This is a genomic window from Desulfovibrio gilichinskyi (assembly GCF_900177375.1).
Taxonomy (GTDB): Bacteria; Desulfobacterota; Desulfovibrionia; order Desulfovibrionales; family Desulfovibrionaceae; genus Maridesulfovibrio; species Maridesulfovibrio gilichinskyi.
In genome coordinates, this window is the sequence record NZ_FWZU01000002.1 from 605,200 (window position 1) to 622,953 (window position 17,754).

Sequence of the window (17,754 nt, forward strand, 5' to 3'; positions counted from 1 at the left end):
AAAGTGAGCATTGAAAAAGAAATTTCAGATAGATTGCAGGGGAGGGGGATTGAAAAAGAATTTTCACCTGACCTGAAAGTAAAAATTATTCCTTTAGCTGTTTCGCGATCTACTTCGGCTGAGCTTGGATTAGATCAGAATTTCGTTGAGCGTGTAGTCTTTAAACAGGGAGCCATGCCAGAGAGATATTCTCGAAACATGACAACATTCAGTCAGAGTGATCAGGAACATTTTTTCGAATCAAAGGTTGCAGTGGTTGGTCTTGGCGGCCTTGGCGGTCATTTATTGGAAGCTTTAGCCAGAGCCGGAGTCGGACATATAGTCGCGTGTGACGGAGATGTTTTCGAGCCATCTAATTTGAATAGACAGCTTCTAGCCACTGAAAGCTCGCTTGGACAGTCTAAAGCCGATGCTGCTTATGAGCTGATTAGAATTGTTAATCCTGCTGTTTTTTTAGATGTAAGGTCTGACTTTCTTGAAGGTGATCAGTTTGAAAATTTCATCAAAGGATGTGATGTTGTTGTGGATTGTTTAGGCGGCTTAGAACATCGAGTTCCGCTTAAAGATAGTGCCGCTAAACTTGGAATTCCTCTTGTTACCGCAAGTGTTGCCGGGTGGGCTGGAATTGTTTCAACTGTTTATCCCGGTGATCACTCTCCGGCAGATTTTTTTGGTGATAATAACGGTCTTGAAGAAACACTCGGAACGCCTATACCTGCAATTTTAACTGCTGTAGGTGTTCAAAGTGCTGAAGTTTTAAAAATCTTGAGCGGTAAAGGCGCTGGGTTGGCAGGTAAGGCTTTTATGTTTGATTTGTCAGGGCTTTATTTTGATGTTGTGACACTTTGATTCCGCGAAATATTATTTTACCATTTAGCTAACGTCTTAAAAGTTTGCTTTCTTCATTTCTTCAATTTTCAGCCCATATTCATATTTTAAGTGTTTATGCTAAATCATGTCTTGGGTAATCCGCTTCTTATTTAAACACAAAATCAATTTTAAGACTGCTCTTTTAGATAGATAATTATCTAAATTGAGTATTTTTTTCTGCAAAACATCAATTAATGTGATTTCACATATTATTAAATGTGTTTTTTGCATGCAATCATGATTTTATATTGTATATTTTTATTCAATCAATTTTATCAGAAAATAAGTTGTATTAATTTTTAGTGTAACTATACGTAAAATTAGAGTTTTATATTCAACTATCTAAGCAAATCTATTTAGAAAAATTTTTAATAATATAAAAATGGTTTATGGTCCGCAAATAGCTGAATCTATTAGAAAATATGCAAAAAATAGTAGACATAATAGCGTGTCAAATATAGATCAGTCTCCACATTAAACATAATGTTTCATAAAAATACATGGAGGCCATATGGACAATAAACTTGAAGAAGTTGTTACTGAGTTAAATTATATATCAGCAGCACTGGAATTTCTTGGAGAGGTTATGGAATGTTCTGAATCAGAAGGGATAAGAATTAATAAAGGCGGTGTTTCTTATATAGTTAAGATTCTCAGCCAACGTTCGTCCAAAGTTTCTGATCTATGTTGGAACATTCAGTCAGGGTGTGAAACTGTCTTTGCAGCGGATAACATTGAATCATGACGTTGCTGTTGATTATACTGTAGAATTATAAAGTACTATGATACAAGGTTCGGTAGTTGCAATGTTTTACTTAGCATGCGCGAAAGTTTAGCAGGTTCTTCTGATTATATCGCTTTTTTATGATTAATTATTAGATAATTTGTCTGAGTCGTAATTGTTTCGGAGGTAAACGGGTGAGCATTAAAGCACAAAATAGTTTGTCAGATGAAAAATCTCCTCTAATATTGGTTGTGGATGATTCCATAACCATGAGAAATTTTCTCACGAGAGTTCTTGAAGATGATTACCAAGTGGTGACTGCTTCTGACGGCCATGAATGTATCGATAAATATAAAGAAATCAGTCCAAGTGTTATTTTGCTTGATTTGCTTATGCCTGTAATGGACGGGTTTGATGTAATTGATAAAATTCGTAATGAACTTGGCGATCCGGAAGTAATTATCATTGTTCTCACAGGGCAGGATGAGCAGGAAATTAAAGCAAAAGCTCTTAATGCCGGTGCTAATGATTATTTAACCAAACCTTTTCACGTGGTTGAGCTTAAAGCACGTGTCGGCGTTGCAATCCGGCAGGTTATGCTTACACGTCAATTGCAGTCAGCAAATTCCAAGTTGCAAAAAGCATATGATATCATCGATGATGAAGTACGTTTGGTCGCAAGACTTCAGGATAAACTTTTGCCGACAAAAGTTCCGGTTATTGATGGATTAGAGATTAAAAGTTTATATAGACCGTCCGGACGGGCCAGCGGGGATTACTTTGACGTGTTTGATCTTGAAGACGGGGTAATCCGTGTTGTCATGGCCGATGTTTCAGGACACGGACCTCAGGCTGCCTTTATTATGGCGATTGTCAGAACTTTGTTTAAAGCCGACGGCTCTGAAGCACACGATCTTTCGCACAGCTTGTTTCAGATTAATACTCATTTGGTGGATCTGATCGGTGAGGACAGTTATTTTGTTACGCTTTTCGCCGCAGATATAGATTTTAATACTGGGGTTATGAAATATTTAAGTGCCGGCCATTGCCCCGCACTCATTATGCAGGACGGAGTTATGGGAGAACCTCTAAGGGCTCATGTGCCGCCTTTAGGTTTTTTCCCCGTAGACAGCACCCTCGATGAACGACATTTCAATACTTCATTAGAGTTATTTCTTTTCACGGACGGGTGTTATGAATGGCGGATGGGGGATGATTTTTTCACCCTCGAAGCCTTTATGGATATAGCAGGTAAACTGATGCGTAATGAGAGTTTAAAACTTGATGCTATTGAAGATATGCTGGAAAAAGAAACCGGAGTTCGTCCTGTTTTTGATGATGATGTTACCGCTCTTTCAATCAGCTGGAAAAAGGATGTGTGAAATTAAGCTTTCTAATCCTTTTTAGAAACATAAAATTTATTTTTTACTCTGGCTTGCAGCATTCAAGCGTATAAGAGCATCGAAACTTTCTTGAAGTGTTTGCTTTTCAGTGACCAACTGCTGCAAAAATACGTTAATAGCCGGAACCATTTTAATAGCGGTATCAATTTCAGGATTTGCGCCTGATTGGTAGGCTCCTATATTTACCATGTCTTCAACTTTTTTGAAGGTTGCAAGCTGTCTGAGAACCTGTCTGCCTGCAGTAATTACACTCTGCTCAGTGATATCACCTCTTACTCGACTGACACTCTTTAATACATCGATGCATGGATAGTGTCCCTGATCGGCTAGCTCGCGAGTGAGCACGATGTGCCCGTCAAGGATTGAGCGTGTTGCATCAGCTATAGGTTCAGTAAAATCATCGCCATCAACAAGAACAGTGTAAATGCCCGTTATTGATCCAAGCTGACTTTTTCCGGCTCTTTCCAGTAATTTGGGAAGCTGTGCAAAAACTGACGGAGTATAGCCGCCTCTGGTTGGCGGTTCGCCTGCGGCAAGTCCAACTTCACGTCCGGCCATTGCAAAACGCGTAACTGAATCCATCATCAAGATGACATCATTTTGTTTGTCGCGAAAATATTCGGCGATTGCCGTTGCGGTGTAAGCAGCTCTCATACGTAGCAGCGGGCTTTTGTCGGATGTGGCAACGACCAGAACTGAACGCGCCATGCCTTCAGGCCCTAAATCACGTTCCATAAATTCGACAACTTCTCGACCGCGTTCGCCTACAAGAGCAATAACGTTGATGTCCGCCACCGTGTAGCGGGCAATCATGCCGAGCAGTGTCGATTTTCCGACGCCTGATCCTGCCATGATACCGACACGCTGACCTTTCCCCAATGTGAGAAGGCTGTTTATAGCTTTTACGCCGACATCAAGTGGTTCATTGATGCGCGGTCTTTCAAGAGGGTTTGGCGGATCACGGTGAAGAGGGTTGAAACTTTCCGGGATAATCGGCCCCTTACCGTCAATCGGTTGCCCGAATGCGTCTACAGCTCTTCCGAGAAGGTTCATTCCAACGGGAATATGAGGCGGAGCACTGGCATTTTTGATCAGACATCCAGGCCCGATACCGTGAAGTTCTCCGTAAGGCATGAATAGACATGCACCGTCACGGAATCCGACAACTTCCGCGGGGATAGGTTCAACGGAATCTTCTCCCGGCATGAGGTGGCATACAGAACCAAGGGGAGCCTTGATTCCTTTACCTTCTGCAATCAGACCGACAACTTTTGTTATTTTGCCGTAAGAGCGGCAGGGATCAATGGTCGAGAGCAGCTCGGTGCACCCTTTCATGTCAGCCATTTACTTCTCCGGCTGTCGTTGCAAGCTGTTCAAGTATTTCCTGAACACCTTCCCAGCGGGAAGTGATAGTGTTATCGATCATAGCGTCTTCGGCTTCGAGTATAATTCCGCCATTATCAATGGCGGGGTCAGCTTTGATACGCCACTTAGAAAGGCCCGGATGGTTAGTCTGAGCCTGCTCTAGAAGTTCAGCGATAAGCTGCTGATCTACAGGGGAGACTTTTACCGTAAGCATAGTCTGAGAATCAATGCGTGACAGAGCTTCATCAAGAAGTGCTGCAAGGATTTCCTGCCTGCGTTCTTCCATTTCCACTCCCAATGCTTTTTCAATGACCATAAAAGCCAAAGAGATTACATCAGTGGATTGAGCCGCCATTACAGATTTCGATTGTTCTTGAATACCGGCTAAAGTCTGTCCGAGTTGCTGACTGAACCCGATCATATGCTGTTCGCCTTCAGCAGCAGCCTGAGTCTTCCCTTCGGCATATCCTTCAGTTTTTGCGTCAGCTTTTAGTTGTTCAGCTTCAGCCATGGCCTTAGCAATAATGTTTTTAGCCATATTTTGAGCTTTTACTTTAACTCTCTCAAAATATTCCTGATCAGTGTCTTTGTCCCACGTAGGCTTTTTTTTCCCTTCCATCTCCTGAATAGTCATTTCCTGGGCATTGTTATTTGAATCAAGCCCCATGATGACTCTACCGGTGTAGAATTTATTTTCAGCTTCTGTGCTAGACAAAGACATCTCCGGATCCTCTGCTTATCATTATACGTCCTTCGTCTTCTAGACGACGGATGCTTTTAACTATGTTTTGTTGCGCTGACTCTACATCTGAAAGTTTTACAGGTCCCATTATTTCGAGATCTTCACGAATCATGTTGGAAGCACGTTCAGACATATTCTTGAAGATAAGTTCCTGAAGATCATCAGATGCTCCTTTGAGAGCCGTGGTGAGTTCTTCGTTGGAAACTTCTTTCAGAAGTTCGCGTATTCCTCTGTCGTCGAGTCCTTTGATATCCTCGAACACGAACATGAGGTTTCGGATTTCTTCTGCCATCTGTGTGGACTCTTCTTCGATTTCCGAAAGAACTTCTTCTTCTGTTGCTCTGTCCACGGCATTGAGAATTTCTGCTACTGCAGGAACTCCGCCAACCTTCTTACCTTCCTTGCCGCCCATGGCGATAAGCTGACTCTGGAGCACTCTGTCAACTTCCATAAGCATTTCTTCTGCCACGGCTTCCAGTTTGGCAAGTCTCATAAGGACTTCGGCTCTGACTCCGCCCGGCAGACTGGAAACGAGATCCGCTGCTTTTTCGGGGTGCAGATGTCCGATAATCAGGGCCAGTGTCTGAGGATGTTCGTTCCTGAGAATCTGGGCAAGAATTTTCGGACTGACATTTTGCAATTCCTGGAATGGAGCAGGGCCGCTTTCGAGGTCGAGCTTATCCAGAATGTATTTCGCTGTTTCTTCGTCAAGGGATTTGCTGAGAAGTCTTCTGACCTGATCAGCTCCGCCCATAAGAAGTTCTGCGCCGTATGCCAGAGTTTCATTGAACTCTTTGAGTACTTCAAGGACTTGTTCCTTGGGGACTGAATCCATTTCAAGCATAGCTCTTGAAACATCAGCTATTTCCGGACGACTCATGCGCTTGAATGATTCCGCCGTAAACTTATCCCCGAGGGCAAGAAGTACTATGGCTGTTTTTTGATGCCCAGTGAATGGGGTTGACAATTTATGCTGCCTCCTGCTTCAACCATGACTTCAGAACCTGCACTGCCTGGTCCATATTCTTTTCTGAAAGCTGCAGAGCCTGAGCCTTGGCGTTCTCTAGCTTACGTGCCGTATCTAGAGCCTCTTCGTCAAGGTCGCTTTCATCAAGAGACAGTCTTTCAACTCCTTCAGGAAGTCCAGCCATTTCATCAAGATCCTCTTCTGCGATGCGAGGTTTGATGAGTGCCATCACAACCGGGCGTACTACAAGGATCAGGAAGAGGAAGATGAGAAGCCCGTTAAGGAAAGGCTTTCCAAGTCTTTGAGCGTATTCAAGCATGGTGCGCATGAGACCTTCGTCACCGAATTCGCCCTGAGTACCGAAGGTAATATTGGATACTTCCAGAGCATCACCGCGGGTGGAATCGTAACCGACCGCTGAGCGAACTAAATCTTTGATGCGCTGCATTTCTTCTGCAGAACGCGGAATGTAAGTTACTTTTCCAGTATCAGGATCTTTTTCGTATGTGCCGTCAACTACAACTGCTACACTTAAGCGTTTGAGCTCGCCGACCGGGACGATTATCTGCTGTTCTTCTTTATTAATTTCATAGTTGGTTGTTTTAGTTTCACGGTTGGATTCCTGTGTTGTGGCTGTTCCTGTGAAACCGTCACCTCTGAAATTCGCTTCAGGAACTCCGCCGTCTACGTTGGCAGTACCTTTAGTCTGTTCACCGCTGGACTGTTCACTGCGTGCAACCTGGCTGTCAGGGTCGAATGATTCAGTTTTGATTGTGCGCTGTCTGAAATCGAGATCTGCATTAACTTTGGCAATAACTTTTTCAGAACCGACTATCGGCATAAGCAGACGCTGAATGCGCTGTTCAATTTTGTTTTCCATTTCAGCTTTATACTGAAGCTGGCTGGAGCTGATGTTTAAACCAAGTCCGCCATCCTCTTCCGGCTGATACAAAACCTGACCGCGCATATCTGTAATAGTAACATGCTCTTCTTTTAACCCTTCAACAGACATAATTACCAGATTCAGGACACCCTTAATCTGCTTGTCAGAAAGTTTTTCGCCGTCTTTGAGTTTTAAAACAACGGATGCTGAAGGAGCTGATTGTTCTTCAATGAATAAAGATTTAGCAGGAATTACCAGATGTACTCTGGCTCTTTCTACCTGAGGAAATTCGCTGATTGTTCTTGCAAGTTCACCTTGGAGAGCGCGCTGATAATTGATGCGCTGAATGAAGTCAGTCTGTCCGATTTGAACTTTGTCGAAAATTTCGTAACCGATTCCCTGACCGTGCATTGCCCCTTCACCTGCAATTTTAAGGCGCAGGTCATACACTCTGTCCGCAGGAACCATGATTGTGGCCCCGTTGTCCGTAATTTTATAAGGTTCTTTTGTTGATTGCAGAATGTCTACAACGCGGGAAGCATCTTCAGGATAAAGTTTAGTGTAAAGAACTTTATAGTCAGTCTGGTTGAGCCAGAAGACCATAAGAAGGAATGCGATTACAACAGAGGCTGCAAGACCTCCGATGAGAATCCGTTGGGAGACTGTGCGGTCGGACCAGAAACCTGTAAATTTAGCTAAGTATTCATTGATGAAGTTGGGCATAATCAAACTCCTAACGATTTTTCAAAAGGCAAGCAATAAGTGGTCCGACTTTATAAAAATTAATTATTATATATAGTTAAATGTTAAAATTTGGGTTGTGAAAACTGTTGTGACAAAAAAGTGTCTAGAAAGGCATTTTAAGAACTTCCTGATATGCGGTCATTATTTTGTTACGGACGGTGCTGGTCATGCTCATTGCCAATCCTGCTTTTTGTAGTGATATCATCAGTTCGTGGACATTTTGATTTTTGCCGGAAGCAAAATCTTCAATCATGGAATTTTTTTGAGTCTGCAGGTCGTTAACAGCACCCAAAGAAGACTTGAGTGTCGTTGAAAATGAATTTTCCTCAGGCTTTCCAGTCTTCATGACCGAGTCAAATTTCTTTTCAAATTTATTTTGGGTCTGAAGTGCGTTAGTGTAAGCTTGCATAGCTATGTTTTTGATGGCCATTTTCTCATTCTCCGTAATTTCTGAAATTAAATCTGTCGACTATCGTTGATATAAATTTGTGCTCAGTAAGAATTATCAGCCTTGACCGATTTTAAGAGCTTGATTGAACATTTTTTTTGCTGAATCAACTGACTGTGCATTCGCTTCGTAAGATCTGCTGATTGTGATCATGTTAACCATTTCTTCAATCACGTTGATGTCAGGGTATCTGACCATTCCTTTGTCATCGGCGTCAGGGTGGTTCGGTTCATATACTTTTTTAAACGGGCGTGTGTCGGCGACTATGCCTCTGATTGTTACACCGCGCAGTTGTTGATTCATTTCGCTGTTCATTGCTGTGTCAAACGGGGAGAGTAGAGGGGTAGACTCCATTGCAACACTTTTGCGACGGTAAGGTCCGCCTTCTGCGGTGCGCGTAGTTCTGGAGTTCGCCATATTCATGGATACGACGTTAAGGTACTCTCTTTGCGCCTTGAGCCCTGAAGCTCCCAGTTCAAGTGCTGTCATGAAGTTCATTATCTAGCTCCATCCTGAATAACTTTCTGCATTCCCTGGAAATTCTTGCTGATTATCTGGGTCAATGCATTGTAAGCCAAAGTATTTTTGGTCATTGTGACCATTTCTTTATCAATATCTACTGCGTTTTCACCGTGAACGACTCTCGGCTCAAAATTCGAAAGAGTCCTGCCGCTGAATTTGTTCGCTTCAAAATTAGCAGGAACATGCATTTTACTGGTTTTAGTCATTTTGCCTCTGGCATCTTTATTGAGAGCCTTTTGAAGGCTGTCTTCAAATTCCAGAGTCTTTTCCTTGTAGCCGGGGGTGTTAACGTTTGCCAAATTAGATGCGACAAGATTTTGACGCTGTAGTCGCAGATCCATAACCTTACCTGTTAACGCTATTTGGTCTTCAAAGAATCCTTTCATCTCTAGGTACTCCTGCAAAAAATTCCTGGTTCTTCCAAAGTGCGGAAGCCGATTACGGTATTAATTGTCTTGTGATAAGCAAAAGCCGTTCCAAATGCATAAAGTGTTTATATAGTTGCTTATTTTTAACTATATAAAGTTTTATACTTGCAAGAGCGTCGTAAAGCGGGCGGCTTTAAAACTTATATATATATTGATGCAGGTGGCATTTTTTGTCTTGGCACACCAGTTGCATAGTTTGTGGCAGGCCAATAATGGTCGAAAAAAAATGCCGTCACTCCAATAAAGGCGGTAAATATTTTCGGAGGGGATTATGAGTCATTTAGATTATGAAATTAACAAGGAACTCGGTGAGTGTTATCTGTTCATGGGCGAACTGGATAAAGCGGAAGATTACTACAAAAAAGCTGCCGGATCTAACGGTGTACATCCTGATCCTTATATCGGGCTTGCTACTATCGCGATTCAGCGTGGTGAGTATGATTCTGCCATGACGCTTTATAAAAAGGCGCATTCTGTTGAAGTTACCGATAAGAGTTTTGCCGGTATGGGACTCATTATGATGGAAACTGACAGAAAACTTGAAGCCTTTGCAAGTTTTTCTGAAGCCTTGATGATTAATCCGAGCAATATGGTTGCACTTTTCGGCATAATCAGAATTGGACACGAAGCTGAAATAGTTGACCAGGCAGTTCCATTTTTGGAAAACTATCTGGCAATTGATCCTAAAAAGCACGAAGTCCGCTACTCTCTTGCCGGTTGTTTCATTTGTATGGACAAGAAAGCAGAAGCTATTGAACAGCTCGAAATGATTCTTGAAATGGATCCTGCAAATGTTGAAGCAAAGGAACTGCTGGAGCAGATTTAAGCTCTGCGGCACCTTTCCATAAAGATGACTCCCCTCCAGGTTGGTCCCGTTCTTAAGTTAATGATAATTTAAGAACGGGAGCCGATACTGATAAAATGTAGAAGCGGGAGCTTGCCTTTGGATGATAAATCCGGCACAACTCCACAAAAACAATAGCGGGAGAAGTGTTATGGATATGTTGCCTATAAAGCGCGGAATACTCAGTGTTACTGATAAATCCGGACTTGCAGAATTTGCGTCTGAACTGGCTGGTTTCGGTGTAGAACTTATAAGCACCGGTGGAACCAGAAAAGCTCTTCAGAGTGCTGGACTTACTGTTAAATCCGTAAGTGAAGTTACCGGTTTTCCTGAAATAATGGGCGGACGCGTCAAAACTTTGCATCCTAATGTGCATGGTGGAGTGCTTGCGGATAAGGATAATCCTGAACACATGTCTACTCTTGATGAACATGGAATCAAGACGATTGATATGGTTTGTGTAAACTTATATAATTTTGCCAAGGCTGTCAGCGAAGGACAGAATCTGAGGGACGCTGTTGAGCAGATCGACATCGGCGGACCTACTATGCTTCGTGCTGCCGCAAAGAATTTTCATTCCGTTCTGGTTGTCCCAAGCCCCGTGCATTACCCCCGAATTTTAGATGAAATGAAGCAGAATGGCGGAAAGATATCTTTGACACTTAGAAAAGAGCTTGCTGCTGAAACTTTCGCGCTTGTTTCACAATATGATTCTATGATAGCCAAATATCTGGCAGACCACGACGCGTAAATATTTAAGCGGAACGGCAGAATTCTGACGTTCCGCTTTCACTGTTCAAATATCCTGCGGGATAAAGGAAGATGCTGTCATAGCTCTTAAAGTAAAAGGAAATACGCAGGGTTTAAAACCCAGCGAAGTCAAACGGATCAATCGTCTTGCGGAACGCAGTTATAGTGATCCGTGCGGATACTCCAATGAACAGGCCCGTGAACTTTCGATTCTCAGTAACGAGATAGGAAGACAGCTCGGTTTGCTTGTGAACCGGCAAGGCCGTCCTGAGATGATTCTTGTCGGCGATCCTGCCTCGATTTATATTCCTGAATTGCCTAGGGCCAGACAATCCGAAGGACGATTGCGCGGACTCAGGCTGCTTCATACTCATATATCCGGGGAAAATCTTTCCGAAGAAGATCTCATGGATATGGTCTTTCTGCGTCTGGACAGCGTCACGGTAATTGTTTCAGATTCGCATGGCGATCCTGATTTTGTTCAATACGGCTACCTGCTTCCACCCGGATCAGGTGAGAAGGCATATGAACAATTACCTCCTGTTCGCTGGGATACAGCGGATATGGATCTTCCGGCGCAGGTAAAAGCCCTTGAAGATGAGTTCAGCCGCGCTGATAAAACCCGCGATACTGCTGACAAGCGTGAACGGGCAATTGTTGTCAGCGTTTCACAGGATTCTAAGACTGTACAGGATCGTTCTCTTGATGAACTGGTGGATCTTGCTGATACAGCAGGTCTTAAAGTCGAAGGAAGAATGATTCAGCGTATTCGTCAGATTAATCCCAAATTTATTATGGGTAAGGGAAAGCTTGCAGAACTTGAAATTCTGGCCCTGCAGGCTGACGCAGAAGTTATTTTGTTTGATCAGGAACTTTCTGCCGCGCAAATGCGTAACCTTGCCACTATCACTGAGCGAAAAGTCTTGGATCGCACACAATTGATTCTTGATATTTTTGCTCAGCACGCCACGACAAAAGCCGGCAGGTTGCAGGTCGAAATGGCGCAGCTTAAATATTTGATGCCGCGCCTTGTCGGAAAAAATAATGCCATGTCACGTTTGATGGGTGGTATCGGTGGACGAGGCCCCGGTGAAACAAAGCTTGAAATTGACCGTCGCCGAGTTAAAGATAAGCTTACAAAACTCGGGGATGAACTGAAAAAAGTCAGCAAGCAGAGAGGGTTCACCCGCGACCGCCGCGCCAGAGCAGGTGTTCCGGTTGTTTCTCTTGTGGGTTATACCAATGCAGGAAAATCCACGTTGCTTAATACTTTGACAAACAGTGTGGTGCTTGCGGAAGATAAACTTTTTGCAACTCTTGACCCCACAAGTCGGCGTATCCGTTTTCCTAATGATCAGGAGCTTATTCTTACTGACACCGTCGGTTTTATTCGTGAGCTGCCTAAAGAGCTGAAAGAAGCTTTCAGGGCTACTTTGGAAGAGCTTGAAGCCGCAGATGTTCTGATACACGTTGCGGATGTGTCCCATCCTGAAGTGGAAGAGCAGATTGAAGCGGTTGAAAAGATTATTGCAGATATGGAGATGAATGAAATCCCCATAATCCTGGTTTTGAACAAATGGGACAGAATAAGTGAAGAACAGCGTGAAATTGTGCAGAATTCTTTCCCTCAGGGAATCCCTGCCAGCGCACTGGACCGTCAGTCTCTGCGTCCTCTGGTCGAACTTGTTCTTGATAATTTAGAAAAACTGTCAAAAAAAGTCAGATAAATCGGCATCATTTTTTTGCTGATATATTAACATCTTATTGTTGATAACGGCCCTCCTCTATATTCTGAGGTGGGCCTTTCGTGTTTTATGTGGTATAGTTATACAATAGTTGAGTTGTTTTTTATTAACGAAATGACTTTTGGATAATTATTTTTTTGTTATTCCTTGTGCATTAGTGTGAAAAACTCTGTTGCAAGTCATATATGAATTTTGCTAAGGCTATCTGGTCCCGAAGGGATAGAAAAAATATCACTGGCTATGTGCTGTGTGATGGAGGAAGCTGTGGCTAAAGAAGAAGCCATTGAAGTTGAAGGTGTAGTGCAGGAAGCTCTGCCTAATGCCATGTTCCGTGTTGAACTTGAGAATGGACATATTATTCTTGGGCATATATCCGGTAAATTGCGTAAGTTTTATATTCGCATTTTACCTGGAGATAAGGTTAAAGTAGAACTTTCCCCTTATGATTTAACACGTGGGCGTATAACTTTCAGGATGCGCTAAATTTTGTTTTAGTTTTGATCCCTGTTCTAAATCCTGAGTACATGGAGTGATATGAGCTCGAAAGGCATTGTAAGCTGGTTCAACGAGCAAAAAGGGTTCGGTTTTATCATAGATGAAGCCGGGCGGGATGTGTACGTCCATTACTCCGAAGTAATTCGTGACGGGTTCAAAACTCTTAATGTCGGTGAAAAAGTTGTTTTTGAGCTTATTGATGATAGTCTTGCTCCGAAGGCTGCTTCTGTACGGATTTTGAATTATTAGATTGGAATATGAAAGGCCCGCTTGCTGTGATAACAGACGGGCCTTACTAATATTATTTCAAGTTTGCGACAAGTTCTCTTTGACCTGCCTAGTTTTTTGTCGGTTCTAAAACCGCATCGATATTTATTTTGCGGGAAGTTAGTTTCCCGTCAATTATCTCATGTCTTGTCATCTGCCAGTCCAAATGATCTATAAAATCGACCTTAGCCCATGCTGTTTTGGGAAGTCTTTTGACCAGTTCTTCTAAAAAATCATCTATATCTATATAATGACCTTCATAATCGACATTAAGTAAATCGTTTTTATAAACAATTTTATTAAATGGGATTTCATCTTTAATCTCATCAAAATCTTTTTGCGAAAGTCCCTGTACATCTCCGTAAACTCTGACAGCTTCCATTATATAAACTCCGTTATCTTGGTATAAATTGGGATCGCGTCCAGAAAAGATAAAATGATCAATTTATCATCTTATTATATCTGATTATTAGGTAATCTTTAATTAAGCATTATTTTTTGTAAGAAAAGTGCCGGTGTATAAAAAAAGATTCACTCCAAGAGTGAATCTTTTTAATAAAAATGGAAAAAATAGAAAATCCGAAATGGTTATGGTCTGACAGCCTCAATTAGTTTAATCGCTTTTTCAGGCAGTAAATGAAGGTCCGGTTTTGACACTTGCTCATTAGCTCCTACCGAGTCTCCCTTATGTCTTAGCTCCTTGGTAATGATTGAGGAATATAATATAACAGGCGTTTCTTTAAAGTCCGCGTCCTCTCTGATCCATTTAGTAAGACTGAATCCGTCCATAAGGGGCATTTCAATATCTGAGATTATGATTTCCAGGTAATCTTTTATGGGGCGTTTTTCCTTGTGAGCGATATCTTTAATTTTTTTCAGAGTATTTAGAGCTTCTTCGCCATTGTGGACGATAGTATGCCTGAAATTGGCGGAAGTAAGAATTTTGTCCAGCATAGCACGGATAGTCGGGGAATCATCACAAACCAGAGCTGTATATGCCTCTGAAGCCACCGCTGACGGTTTCGAAAGATTCCCGCCCAGAGTCGGGTCAAGATCTGCCAAAATACTTTCAAGATCCAATAGCTGAATAAATCTGTCTTCACGCTCAACTATACCTATGATACAACTCTCATTAAAGCTGCTCATAAATTTATCAGGCGAAAGAACCTGCTGCCAGCCGACTCTATGAATTTCAGTTACACCGCTTACTTGAAAACCCGAAACCGTCTGGCTGAATTCAGTTACAATGACGATGTCGTATTTCTGGTTGTCTTTTTTAAGTCCAAGCCATACGGCAAGATCAAGGACGGGCAAGATATGATTCCGCAGAGGGATTGTTCCCATAAAGCAGGGATGCTCCGCGGATTCAGGGTGCTCAAGGTTCGGACTTTCAATCACTTGCATAACCTTGGCTACGTTGACTCCAAAGTGACATCTTTCTGCAGGGCCTGAATCAGATGCGGGTATATCTATATAAAATTCAAGGATCTCAAGTTCGTTGGTCCCTGTTTCAAGTAGAATTTCGTTTTTTGCCATTTCAAAGGCTCCAGCTTTTAAAGTATGAGCAATAGATGCTCAAGTAATACGTGACAGTCATCCGATTTCAATAAATTACATCAATAGAGTTTGAAGGTCTATATTTTTTGAGATATAAAGATATAGTGAGTTAAACAATAAAATCTTTACAAATTTTTATTATCGGGTTTAATTCAAAGTATAGCAAAAAAGGTGGACATTATGTATAAAATACTGATTGCTGAAGATGATAGGATTTCTCAGAAACTGGCAGCACGATTTGTAGAAGGAATGGGACATATTCCGTTTATCAGTCCGCATGGTAAGCACGCGTACGAAGCATTAAAGGCTGAGAATGAATTTGATGTGCTGATTACAGATTATATGATGCCGGAGATGGACGGAAGGCAGCTTATTCAAACGCTCCGCGGTGATTCTAAGTTTATGAAGTTACCGATAATTTTGATGTCGGCGGTAGTAGGTGTTTCAGATATTTCTAGTCTGCTTGAACTTGGAGCTACGTATTTTTTGACAAAGCCGATTGATAAAAATGAATTTGAAGAAGTTGTTAAGCGTTGCCTGAAGTAGCTGTTAACTATTAAATATTATAGTGCCTTATAGCGTAATGAAGTTTTATTTAGCGGATTCCGAGATTTAATCGGGGTCCGTTTTTTTGTTTGTAAAATTAAGAGGTCACTACGGGGTTGTTACGAATCCAGATTGGGTATAATGAACTCCTAAGATTTTTTAAAAGTAAGGTTATATTTTAATTGTATTTAATATTACCTTAAAACGTTAATATGGGGGGTGCGCCTTGTCCCTGAAAGTTTTAGAGCAATTTAAAAATCCAGAACTTTGTAAAGAAATTCTTGATTGCCTGAATAAAGAAATTGAGAAAGAAATACGGTTCATGGAAGTCTGCGGAACTCACACTGTAGCAATTTTCAGGAGCGGGCTTCATTCTGTTTTACCTGAAAAGGTTATTCATTTGAGCGGTCCGGGGTGCCCGGTATGCGTTACTCATGAATCAGAAGTTAACGCTTTTTTGGATCTTGCAGGTAAAGACAGGGTTATCATCGCCACTTTCGGAGATCTGATAAAGGTTCCGGGGAAGAACGGGCATTGTCTTAAAAATGCTCAGGCAGACGGTGCAAGGGTGGAAATTATTTATTCACCTTTTGATGCGCTTGAAATAGCCCGCGAAAATCCGAATGATACGGTTGTTTTTCTTGGGGTAGGGTTTGAAACCACCGCTCCGGCCATAGCCGCAACGGTTTTAATGGCAGCAGAGCAGAAGCTTGATAATTTTAAGGTTCTGTCTTTTCATAAACTTGTTCCTCCAGCTCTTGATGTCCTGATATCCGATCCTGAAACAAAAATTGACGGCTTTCTGCTGCCCGGTCATGTTTCAACAGTTATCGGTATTCATCCTTATGATTTTATCGGTGCTAAGTATGGCAAACCTGCTGTTGTTGCAGGGTTTGAACCTGTAGATATCCTTTTAGCCTTACTTCAGATGGTTCGATCCAGAAAAGAGGCGCATCCAAAGGTCGTCAATCAGTACCAGCGCGGTGTTTCTGAAAACGGCAACCCAAAAGCTGTTGAAGTTATGTATCAGGTTTTTAAACCGGCTGATGCATTATGGCGCGGCATCGGGATGATTAAAGGCAGCGGTCTTGAGTTTGCAGATAGATATGAAAGCTTCGATGCTAAAAAAGTTTTTGATCTTAAAATCGGAGAATGTCCGGCTTTACCCGGTTGTAAGTGCGGAGAAGTATTGAAAGGGAAAATGACTCCAGATCAATGCCCTCTGTTCGGGAAAGCCTGTAATCCCTCTTCACCGGTAGGTCCTTGCATGGTTTCAACCGAAGGCAGTTGCGCCGCATACTTCAAATACAAAGTAGATTAATATGTCCTCAGATAAAGTTTTACTTGATTACGGTTCTGGCGGAAGAGCTTCCCAGAGACTTATTTCAGAGCTCTTCATTAAACATTTTGCTAATCCTGAACTTGAACGGCTTAATGATGCTGCCGCATTTAAAATTGACGGCAAAATTTCCATGAGTACTGACAGCTTCACGGTTGATCCGATATTCTTCCCCGGCGGAAACATCGGTTCTCTTGCTGTGCACGGCACAGTCAATGATGTGGCCATGCTCGGCGCAATTCCTAAGTATATGACTTGTGCCTATATTATCGAAGAAGGTTTTCCAATGGCAGATCTTGAGATAATAGTTAAATCTATGGGAGAATCAGCCAGAGAAGCCGGAGTGGCAATCGTTACCGGTGATACTAAAGTTGTTCCTAAGGGAGCTGTTGATAAAATATTTATCAACACGACAGGAGTCGGCCAGATTGTTGCGGATCCTATGCCCAGCGGAGACAGAGCTGCCGTTGGTGACGCTGTTCTGATCAGCGGAACGATGGGGGATCACGGTTTGACAATTCTCGGAACGCGCAAAGGGCTTTCTTTAGAATCAAATGTTATGAGTGATTGTGCGTCCCTTAATCATCTGCTTGTTAAGCTTGTGCAGGAAATTCCTGACATTCATGTTTTCCGTGATCCTACGCGCGGCGGGCTTGCCACAACGCTGAACGAAATTACAACCGCTTCAAATGTTTGCTGTGAACTGGAAGAATCTTCAATTCCGGTTAAACCGGAAGTTGTCGGAGGTTGTTCTTTCTTAGGACTCGATCCTCTTTATCTCGCAAATGAAGGTAAATTCTTGTGTATTCTGCCTCAGAAATACGCCGAGAAGGCCCTTGAAATCATGCGTGCTGATAAACTCGGCAAGGATGCTTGTCAGGTCGGGACTATCACCGATGCAAATCCAGGAAAAGTCATTCTCATAACTCCGTTAGGAGGAAGGCGTCTTTTAAATATGCTTGAAGGTGAACAGCTGCCTAGAATCTGCTAGTATATTTCTCATAGATAAGTTTTATTAAAACTCCGTTTCTTAAAAAGAAGCGGAGTTTTTTTGTGCAACAGAAAATGGTGAAACATAAAAGATAATGTGCTAAGAATTAAGTAGCAAAGGAGTA

General features: G+C 42.3%; 20 protein-coding genes. 11 read left to right on the forward strand and 9 right to left on the reverse strand.

Features of this window, described 5'->3' with window-relative positions:
• The first annotated feature begins 3 nt into the window (after positions 1-3).
• The 3 genes from B9N78_RS07635 to B9N78_RS07645 all read left to right on the forward strand — a co-directional run bounded on the left by B9N78_RS07635 (position 4) and on the right by B9N78_RS07645 (position 2,976).
• Positions 4-849 carry a ThiF family adenylyltransferase gene (locus tag B9N78_RS07635; RefSeq protein ID WP_085100746.1) on the forward strand — a complete coding sequence of 282 codons (846 nt, stop codon included), beginning with the start codon at positions 4-6 and terminating at the stop codon, positions 847-849.
• A gap of 532 nt (positions 850-1,381) precedes the next feature.
• Positions 1,382-1,615 carry a hypothetical protein gene (locus B9N78_RS07640; RefSeq protein WP_085100749.1) on the forward strand — a complete coding sequence of 78 codons (234 nt, stop codon included), beginning with the start codon at positions 1,382-1,384 and terminating at the stop codon, positions 1,613-1,615.
• Between the two features lie 173 nt (positions 1,616-1,788).
• Positions 1,789-2,976 (forward strand): PP2C family protein-serine/threonine phosphatase, encoded by a 1,188-nt coding sequence (locus B9N78_RS07645; protein WP_245805495.1) that lies wholly within the window; start codon positions 1,789-1,791, stop codon positions 2,974-2,976.
• A gap of 36 nt (positions 2,977-3,012) precedes the next feature.
• Here B9N78_RS07645 and B9N78_RS07650 read toward each other — a convergent pair whose 3' ends face one another.
• From B9N78_RS07650 to flgB, 7 genes are all read right to left on the reverse strand, one after another.
• Positions 3,013-4,341, reverse strand: a complete 1,329-nt coding sequence (locus tag B9N78_RS07650; RefSeq protein ID WP_085100752.1) for a FliI/YscN family ATPase — start codon at positions 4,339-4,341, stop codon at positions 3,013-3,015.
• The gene (locus B9N78_RS07655; RefSeq protein ID WP_085100755.1) at positions 4,334-5,083 is read right to left on the reverse strand and encodes a FliH/SctL family protein; all 750 of its coding nucleotides are present in this window, start codon (positions 5,081-5,083) and stop codon (positions 4,334-4,336) included. The genes B9N78_RS07650 and B9N78_RS07655 overlap by 8 nt, the downstream gene beginning before the upstream one ends.
• Positions 5,070-6,071: a flagellar motor switch protein FliG gene (fliG, locus tag B9N78_RS07660; protein WP_085100758.1), complete on the reverse strand. Its 1,002-nt coding sequence runs from the start codon at positions 6,069-6,071 to the stop codon at positions 5,070-5,072. The genes B9N78_RS07655 and fliG overlap by 14 nt, the downstream gene beginning before the upstream one ends.
• A gap of 1 nt (position 6,072) precedes the next feature.
• Positions 6,073-7,677 (reverse strand): flagellar basal-body MS-ring/collar protein FliF, encoded by a 1,605-nt coding sequence (fliF, locus tag B9N78_RS07665; RefSeq protein ID WP_085100761.1) that lies wholly within the window; start codon positions 7,675-7,677, stop codon positions 6,073-6,075.
• A 124-nt stretch (positions 7,678-7,801) separates the two neighbouring features.
• On the reverse strand, positions 7,802-8,128 hold the full coding sequence (gene fliE, locus B9N78_RS07670; protein WP_085100764.1) for a flagellar hook-basal body complex protein FliE: 327 nt from the start codon (positions 8,126-8,128) through the stop codon (positions 7,802-7,804).
• 75 nt (positions 8,129-8,203) lie between these two features.
• Complete coding sequence (gene flgC, locus B9N78_RS07675; protein WP_085100767.1) at positions 8,204-8,644, reverse strand: flagellar basal body rod protein FlgC; 441 nt, start codon at positions 8,642-8,644, stop codon at positions 8,204-8,206.
• The gene (flgB, locus tag B9N78_RS07680) at positions 8,644-9,054 is read right to left on the reverse strand and encodes a flagellar basal body rod protein FlgB (protein WP_085100770.1); all 411 of its coding nucleotides are present in this window, start codon (positions 9,052-9,054) and stop codon (positions 8,644-8,646) included. The genes flgC and flgB overlap by 1 nt, the downstream gene beginning before the upstream one ends.
• A 313-nt stretch (positions 9,055-9,367) precedes the next feature.
• Here flgB and B9N78_RS07685 point away from each other — a divergent pair, with 313 nt between their 5' ends.
• From B9N78_RS07685 to B9N78_RS07705, 5 genes are all read left to right on the forward strand, one after another.
• A complete protein-coding gene (locus tag B9N78_RS07685) occupies positions 9,368-9,922 on the forward strand; it encodes a tetratricopeptide repeat protein (protein ID WP_085100773.1) in 555 nt (184 codons plus the stop codon).
• Positions 9,923-10,091: 169 nt separating this feature from the next.
• Positions 10,092-10,691 (forward strand): IMP cyclohydrolase, encoded by a 600-nt coding sequence (locus tag B9N78_RS07690; protein WP_085100776.1) that lies wholly within the window; start codon positions 10,092-10,094, stop codon positions 10,689-10,691.
• A 247-nt stretch (positions 10,692-10,938) separates the two neighbouring features.
• A complete protein-coding gene (hflX, locus tag B9N78_RS07695; protein WP_483863775.1) occupies positions 10,939-12,417 on the forward strand; it encodes a GTPase HflX in 1,479 nt (492 codons plus the stop codon).
• A 282-nt stretch (positions 12,418-12,699) separates the two neighbouring features.
• Positions 12,700-12,918, forward strand: a complete 219-nt coding sequence (gene infA / locus B9N78_RS07700) for a translation initiation factor IF-1 (RefSeq protein WP_085100782.1) — start codon at positions 12,700-12,702, stop codon at positions 12,916-12,918.
• A 51-nt stretch (positions 12,919-12,969) separates the two neighbouring features.
• The gene (locus tag B9N78_RS07705) at positions 12,970-13,179 is read left to right on the forward strand and encodes a cold-shock protein (protein ID WP_085100785.1); all 210 of its coding nucleotides are present in this window, start codon (positions 12,970-12,972) and stop codon (positions 13,177-13,179) included.
• Positions 13,180-13,267: 88 nt separating this feature from the next.
• On the opposite strand, the gene B9N78_RS07710 is transcribed toward B9N78_RS07705, so the two are convergent.
• Positions 13,268-13,579, reverse strand: a complete 312-nt coding sequence (locus B9N78_RS07710) for a hypothetical protein (RefSeq protein ID WP_085100788.1) — start codon at positions 13,577-13,579, stop codon at positions 13,268-13,270.
• Positions 13,580-13,785: 206 nt separating this feature from the next.
• Positions 13,786-14,733: a chemotaxis protein gene (locus B9N78_RS07715; protein ID WP_085100791.1), complete on the reverse strand. Its 948-nt coding sequence runs from the start codon at positions 14,731-14,733 to the stop codon at positions 13,786-13,788.
• Between the two features lie 201 nt (positions 14,734-14,934).
• Between B9N78_RS07715 and B9N78_RS07720 the strand changes: the two genes are divergently transcribed.
• From B9N78_RS07720 to hypE, 3 genes are all read left to right on the forward strand, one after another.
• Positions 14,935-15,300, forward strand: coding sequence for a response regulator (locus tag B9N78_RS07720; protein ID WP_085100793.1), 366 nt, complete (start codon positions 14,935-14,937; stop codon positions 15,298-15,300).
• Positions 15,301-15,532: 232 nt separating this feature from the next.
• A complete protein-coding gene (gene hypD / locus B9N78_RS07725) occupies positions 15,533-16,621 on the forward strand; it encodes a hydrogenase formation protein HypD (RefSeq protein WP_170921397.1) in 1,089 nt (362 codons plus the stop codon).
• A gap of 1 nt (position 16,622) precedes the next feature.
• Positions 16,623-17,630 (forward strand): hydrogenase expression/formation protein HypE, encoded by a 1,008-nt coding sequence (gene hypE / locus B9N78_RS07730; protein WP_085100798.1) that lies wholly within the window; start codon positions 16,623-16,625, stop codon positions 17,628-17,630.
• Positions 17,631-17,754: the final 124 nt, after the last annotated feature.

Excerpts from the sequence above, each read along its gene's own strand:
- fliE (WP_085100764.1), bottom strand. The coding sequence starts at position 8,128 with ATGGCCATCAAAAACATAGCTATGCAAGCTTACACTAACGCACTTCAG.
- hypE (WP_085100798.1), top strand. The coding sequence starts at position 16,623 with ATGTCCTCAGATAAAGTTTTACTTGATTACGGTTCTGGCGGAAGAGCT.
- B9N78_RS07705 (WP_085100785.1), top strand. The coding sequence starts at position 12,970 with ATGAGCTCGAAAGGCATTGTAAGCTGGTTCAACGAGCAAAAAGGGTTC.
- flgC (WP_085100767.1), bottom strand. The coding sequence starts at position 8,644 with ATGAACTTCATGACAGCACTTGAACTGGGAGCTTCAGGGCTCAAGGCG.
- B9N78_RS07650 (WP_085100752.1), bottom strand. The coding sequence starts at position 4,341 with ATGGCTGACATGAAAGGGTGCACCGAGCTGCTCTCGACCATTGATCCC.
- B9N78_RS07640 (WP_085100749.1), top strand. The coding sequence starts at position 1,382 with ATGGACAATAAACTTGAAGAAGTTGTTACTGAGTTAAATTATATATCA.
- fliF (WP_085100761.1), bottom strand. The coding sequence starts at position 7,677 with ATGCCCAACTTCATCAATGAATACTTAGCTAAATTTACAGGTTTCTGG.
- B9N78_RS07720 (WP_085100793.1), top strand. The coding sequence starts at position 14,935 with ATGTATAAAATACTGATTGCTGAAGATGATAGGATTTCTCAGAAACTG.
- flgB (WP_085100770.1), bottom strand. The coding sequence starts at position 9,054 with ATGAAAGGATTCTTTGAAGACCAAATAGCGTTAACAGGTAAGGTTATG.
- B9N78_RS07710 (WP_085100788.1), bottom strand. The coding sequence starts at position 13,579 with ATGGAAGCTGTCAGAGTTTACGGAGATGTACAGGGACTTTCGCAAAAA.
- B9N78_RS07655 (WP_085100755.1), bottom strand. The coding sequence starts at position 5,083 with ATGTCTTTGTCTAGCACAGAAGCTGAAAATAAATTCTACACCGGTAGA.
- B9N78_RS07685 (WP_085100773.1), top strand. The coding sequence starts at position 9,368 with ATGAGTCATTTAGATTATGAAATTAACAAGGAACTCGGTGAGTGTTAT.
- B9N78_RS07690 (WP_085100776.1), top strand. The coding sequence starts at position 10,092 with ATGGATATGTTGCCTATAAAGCGCGGAATACTCAGTGTTACTGATAAA.
- B9N78_RS07715 (WP_085100791.1), bottom strand. The coding sequence starts at position 14,733 with ATGGCAAAAAACGAAATTCTACTTGAAACAGGGACCAACGAACTTGAG.